The 6,108-nt window shown below is 65.5% G+C and carries 3 protein-coding genes; 2 read left to right on the top strand and 1 reads right to left on the bottom strand.

Annotated elements, in window-relative coordinates:
- Positions 1–208: 208 nt before the first annotated feature.
- Positions 209–2,968, bottom strand: a complete 2,760-nt coding sequence (locus tag AC1DT2_RS14025) for a valine--tRNA ligase (RefSeq protein ID WP_477296953.1) — start codon at positions 2,966–2,968, stop codon at positions 209–211.
- 79 nt (positions 2,969–3,047) lie between these two features.
- On the opposite strand from AC1DT2_RS14025, the gene AC1DT2_RS14020 reads away from it, so the two are divergent.
- Together AC1DT2_RS14020 and creD are read left to right on the top strand one after the other, a co-directional pair.
- Positions 3,048–4,973 (top strand): ATP-dependent DNA helicase, encoded by a 1,926-nt coding sequence (locus AC1DT2_RS14020; RefSeq protein WP_477296952.1) that lies wholly within the window; start codon positions 3,048–3,050, stop codon positions 4,971–4,973.
- Positions 4,974–5,096: 123 nt separating this feature from the next.
- The coding region (gene creD, locus AC1DT2_RS14015; RefSeq protein WP_477296951.1) for a cell envelope integrity protein CreD at positions 5,097–6,108 on the top strand (1,012 nt) is incomplete at its 3' end.

Below are 6,108 nucleotides of genomic sequence, written 5' to 3'. Positions count from 1 at the left end.
CCGTAGGCCAAATAAGTACACGGCCGCGCAGCGGCCTTTCCGGTACGGAACGCGGAGGACGTGTCTGAGCAGCGGGGGTGGGCACCGAAGGCTCTGCGCCGCCACGTCCGAGCACCGAAGGCTCTGCGCCTCACCCCTGACGTAATCGGCGGCGCGAGAGCCGCTAAAAACAGGCACTCGCAAAGCGAGTGAACCGACCCCGCCCTAGTTAGCCGCCGAGCTTCAACGCCTGCTCGCGCATCGCCTGCGCCTGGTGGGTCCAGTCGGCGATGCGCTGGCGCTCCTGCTCGACGACTTCCGCAGGGGCGTTGGCGACGAAGTTGGCGTTGCCTAGCTTGGCTTCGCACTTGCGGACTTCACCTTCGATGCGGGCGATTTCCTTGGCCAGACGCGCCTTTTCGGCACCCACGTCAATCAGCCCTTCCAGCGGAATCAGCACGCGCATGCCGCCGACCACGCCGACAGCAGCAGCGGGCTCTTCGCCGTCGACCCAGACGGGCGTTTCCACCCGTCCGAGGAAGGCGATCTGTGCGGCGAACTTCGCGGCGCGGCCACGATCAGCGGTGTCGCCGTCGGCGAACAACAGCGGAATGACCTTGCCCGGCGAGATGTTCATCTCGGCGCGAATACGGCGGACGCYGGTGAGCACGTCCTTGACCCATTCGATCTCGGCCGTCGCCGTGGCGTCGGCTTCGACGTCCGTGGCTTCGGGGTAGGGGCGCAGCATGATGGTTTCGCCTTCGATGCCGAGCACCGGCCTCACGTTCTGCCAGATCTCCTCAGTAACGAAGGGGATGATCGGATGCAGCGCACGGAGCAGTGTTTCAAGCACGTGGACGAGCGTGTAGCGCGTCGACGCCACCGCAGCGGCATCGTTGCCGCTCAGTGCCGGCTTGGACAGTTCGAGGAACCAGTCGCAGAACTCGTTCCAAGTGAACTCGTACAGCGCCTGCGCGGCGAGATCGAAGCGATAGCCCGCGAGCTGCTCCTTTACCGTGGCGAGCGTGTCGTGCAAACGGGTGAGGATCCAGCGCTCGGCTTCGGTTGTCGGCTTCGTCGCAACGACCTTGGCGTCCTCGCCGAGGTTCATCAGCACGAAGCGCGAGGCATTCCACAGCTTGTTGACGAAGGCCTTGTAGCCGGCCGCGCGCTCGAGATCGAACTTGATGTCGCGACCATGTGTGGCGAGCGAGGCGAAGGTGAAGCGCAGCGCGTCGGCACCGAAGGCGGGAATGCCCTCGGCGAACTCCTTGCGCGTGGCCTTTTCGATCTTCTCGGCCATCTTCGGCTGCATCAGGCTGCTCGTGCGCTTGGCCACGAGATCGTCCAGCGTGATGCCGTCGATGAGGTCGAGCGGATCCAGCACGTTGCCCTTGGACTTCGACATCTTCTGGCCGTCCTTGTCGCGGATCAGGCCGGTGACATAGACGTCCTTGAAGGGCACTTCGCCGGTGAAGTGGTCGGTCATCATGATCATCCGGGCGACCCAGAAGAAGATGATGTCGAAACCGGTGACCAGCACGTTGGTCGGAAGGTAGCGATCGAAGCCGCGCTCGGCTTGCGCCTGCGAATCCGGCCAGCCGAGCGTGGAGTGGCTCCACAGCGACGAGGAGAACCACGTTTCCAGCACGTCGAGGTCGCGGCGCAGTGCGCCGGTGTAACCGAGCTCCGCAGCCTTCGCCTTCGCCTCGGTCTCGTCGTGTGCCACGACGATCGTGCCGTCGGCCGTGTACCACGCCGGAATCTGGTGCCCCCAGGTCAGCTGGCGACTGATGCACCAGTCCTGGATGTTGGCAAGCCAGTGGCGGTAGGTGTTGATCCAGTTCTCGGGGACGAACTTCACGTCGCCTTGTTCGACCAGCTGCAGGCCGCGAGCGGCGAGCGTGTCCATCTTCACGAACCACTGCCAGGTGAGGTACGGCTCGATGACCTGGCCGGTACGGTCGCCGCGCGGCACCTGCAGCTTGTGCTTCTTCGTTTCGACCAGCAGCTCGGCGACTTCCAGGTCGGCAAGCACGGCCTTGCGCGCGACGTAGCGATCGAGGCCACGGTACTTCTCCGGCGCCGCGTCGTTGATCTTCGCGTCGTCGGTGAGGATGTTGATCATCGGCAGGTTGTGGCGCAGGCCGATGGCGTAGTCGTTGAAGTCGTGCGCCGGGGTGATCTTCACGCAGCCGGTGCCGAAGTCCTTCTCCACGTAGTCGTCGCCGATGATCGGGATCTGGCGATCGGACAACGGCAGGTTGAGCATCTTGCCGATCAGGTGCGCGTAGCGCTCGTCTTCCGGATGCACGGCGACGGCGACGTCACCCAGCATGGTTTCCGGGCGGGTGGTGGCGACGACAAGTTCGCCCGAACCATCGGCGAGCGGATAGCGGATCGACCACATCGAACCGTCTTCTTCCTCGCTGACCACTTCGAGGTCGGAGATGGCGGTTTTCAGCACGGGGTCCCAGTTGACCAGCTTCTGGCCACGGTAGATCAGGCCTTCCTCGTGCAGGCGCACGAAGGTCTCGACGACAGCCTTCGACGGGCCCGGATCCATGGTGAAGACTTCGCGGCTCCAGTCGCCCGAGACGCCCATGCGACGCATCTGGCGGCCGATGGTGTCGCCGGACTCGGCCTTCCATTCCCACACGCGGCTGATGAACGCGTCGCGGTCGAAGTCCGAGCGCTGCTTGCCTTCCGCGTTGAGCTGGCGGGTGACCACCATCTCCGTCGCGATACCGGCATGGTCGGTACCCAGCTGCCACAACGTGTCGAAGCCGCGCATGCGGTGGTAGCGGACCAGGGTGTCCATGATCGTGTGCTGGAACGCATGACCCATGTGCAGCGTGCCCGTGACGTTGGGCGGCGGCAGCATGATCGTGTAGGGGGTGCCCTTGCCCGACGGCTTGAAATAGCCGTTGGCCTCCCACTGGGCGTACCACTTCGACTCGATCGGGCTGGGCTCGAAACTCTTATCCATGCGTGGGCTCTCGGCTCGCGCCGCGAAGGGGCGCGCTTTGGAAGACGAAAAGACTGCCATTGTAGGCGATACTTGAGCGATGACTGCATCCGATGTGGCCGCGATCCTCGGCGCGGAGGGCCCGTTTGCCCGTGAAGTACCCGGTTTCGCGCCCCGCGAGGCGCAGGAGCGCATGGCCGGAGCGGTGGCCACGGCCATCGAGGACCGCGACGTCCTGATCGCCGAAGCCGGCACGGGCACGGGCAAGACCTTTGCCTACCTGGTCCCCGCCTTGATGTCGGGGCGCAAGGTCATTGTTTCCACCGGCACCAAGGCCCTGCAGGACCAGCTGTTCTTCCGCGACCTGCCGCGCGTGCACGCCGTGCTGGGCAGCCGCGCCAAGACCAGCCTGCTCAAGGGGCGGGCCAATTACCTGTGCCTGTACCGGCTCGATCAGGCTGTCCGCGAGGGCAACCCGGACCGCCAGCTGGTCGGCCAGCTCTCCGCCATCCGCGCCTGGTCGGCGCGCACCCGGCGAGGCGACCGCATGGAGATGATCGATATTCCGGAGGACTCTCCGGTATGGCCGCGCGTCACCTCAACGCCTGAGAATTGTCTGGGAACGGAGTGCCCGTTCTTCGAGGACTGCCATGTGGTCAAGGCCCGGCGCGAGGCCATGGAGGCCGACATCGTCGTGGTCAATCACCATCTGCTGATGGCCGATCTCGCGCTGAAGCAGGAAGGTTTCGGCGAAATTCTGCCGAGCGCCGATGCCTTCATCCTCGACGAAGCGCACCAGATTCCCGAGCTGGCCGGTCAGTTCTTCTCGCAGAGCGTCAGCGCGCGACAGATGTCGGACCTTGCCCAGGACGCGCTGGCCGAAGCGCAAGGCGTCACCGGCGCGACCAGCCAGCTGCTCGAACCGGTGGAAGTGGTCCAGGACCTGATCAAGCGCCTGCGCCTGGCTATGGATCCGCTGCCGTCGCGTGGTCCCTTCGGCGCGCTCGACCGCGACGAGGTGGTGCACGAACTTCTCGGCGAGCTGCGCGACGTCATGGCCGCGCTGTCAGATCTGCTTTCCTCCCTCGGCGAGCGCTCGCGCGGGCTGGCCAACGTGTTCGAACGGGCGCAGATGCTCAGTCTGCGCCTGGATCGCATTGCCGAAGAGCATTCCGCTTCCGACGTGCGCTGGTACGAAACCTGGCCCCGGGGCTTCGCCTTGCACGCGACGCCGCTGGATCTCGCCACGCCGCTGCGCGCGATGCGCATGGCGACGGATGCCGCGTGGATCCATACCTCGGCCACCCTTTCGATTGCCGGCGACTTCGCGCACTTCGCCCGCCAGCTCGGCATCGAAGACCCGCAGACGCTGCATGTCGAGAGTCCCTTCGACTACCAGCGGCAGGCGCTCGCTTATCTGCCGAAAGATCTCCCGGATCCCGCAGCGCGTGACTATACCGACCGCGTCATCGCGGCGATCCGCCCCGTGCTGGACGCCTCCGATGGCCGAGCGTTTCTCCTGTTCACCTCGCACCGTGCGCTGCGTCGTGCGGCGGAACTGCTGGAAGGTCGCGTGCCCTGGCCGTTGTTCGTGCAGGGCACGGCACCGCGACATCGCCTGCTCGAGGAATTCCGCGCGAGCGGCCGGGGGGTGTTGCTCGGTGCGGCAAGCTTCTGGGAAGGCGTGGATGTCGCCGGCGAAGCCCTGAGTGTGGTCGTCATCGACAAGCTTCCCTTCGCCATGCCGGACGATCCCGTGCTCCAGGCACGGCTCGAAGCGCTCGAAGAAGCCGGCATCAATCCCTTCATGGGCTGGCAGGTACCCACCGCCGTCATCGCGCTCAAGCAGGGTGCGGGGCGCCTGATCCGCGACGTGCACGATCGCGGCGTGTTGGTGCTGTGCGATCCGCGGCTCAGCACCAAAGGCTACGGACGGCTGTTTCTTGCCAGCCTGCCGCCGATGCCGCGCACGCGTGAGCTCGGCGACGTCACGGCGTTTTTCGCGCCGGTTCCCTCCCAGGCCTGATTCCTCCCGGACCTGGTCGACACCGTTTCGCCCCTCCTCGCCCGCACTTCGCCACGGCCGGCGCCGGTGGCGCACCCATGACCGGCCCAGCATCGTTCCCATCTATCAGGAAGGGAGAGACCGATGTTTCGCTGGATGCAATCGATTACCGCCAAGGTCCTTGGCATCGGGCTGCTCGCGCTGCTCATGTTGATTCCGCTGACGCAGGCCGATGGGCTGGTGCGCGAACGGCAGGCCATGCGAGATACCGCCGTCGGCCGCGTCGCGGATGGCTGGGGCGGACCGCAAGTGATCGGCGGCCTCGTGCTCGCCGTGCCGACGCAGCGGGAGACCCASGATGCCGCGGGCGCGGTTGCGAAGGTGGTCGACGGGACGGAAATCGTACTGGCCGATGACATGGACACGGTCGCCGATCTCACGGTCGACAAGCGTTCGTCCGGCATGTACGTGGTGCCGACGTACACAGGCGAGGTCAGCATCCGTGGTCATTTCCTTCCTGCCGATCTGCGGCGGTTTGCCACCGAAGCGGGGTCCACCTGGTTCACCGGCAAAGCGGAAGTCCGCGTGCTGATCGCCGATACGCGCGGACTGCAGGGCATTACCTCGGTCGTCGTCGATGGCCATGCGGTGCGGTTGTCGTCGTCCACCGCGCGCATGGGGCCTTACACGGTGCTGGCGGCGCCCATCATTATCGAGCCGGACCGCGAGGCGCCGGTCGAATTCGAACTCAAGCTCAGCGTCGCCGGCACGGAGTCTTTCTCGTCGCTGCCTCTGGCCCGTACGAACAGCGTACAGATGCGTTCGTCATGGCCTGATCCCAGCTTCACCGGTTCGCTGCTGCCCACCCGGCGCAGCGTGACGGCCACCGGCTTCGATGCCTCCTGGAAAATCCTCGACCTCAACCGTGCGTATGGCCAGCATTGGGACGCGGCAAACCAGGAGGTGGCTGAACGCCTCTCCCCCTCGGCCTTCGGCGTGAAGTTCTACCAGCCTGGTGGGGTGTACCAGCAGAACGATCGCGCCGGCAAATACGGCCTGCTGTTCATTGCGCTGACCTTCGTGGCCTTCTTCCTTTTCGAAGTACTGAAGGGCCTGCGTCTCCATCCCGTCCAATACCTGCTGGTCGGTGCGGCGA

This window comes from Luteibacter sp. P4_E6, assembly GCF_056401535.1.
This window is presented reverse-complemented; position numbering and strand designations above follow the sequence as displayed.

Bases quoted from the DNA above. Each gene is read 5' to 3' on its own strand.
- AC1DT2_RS14020 (WP_477296952.1), top strand. From the start codon at position 3,048: ATGACTGCATCCGATGTGGCCGCGATCCTCGGCGCGGAGGGCCCGTTT.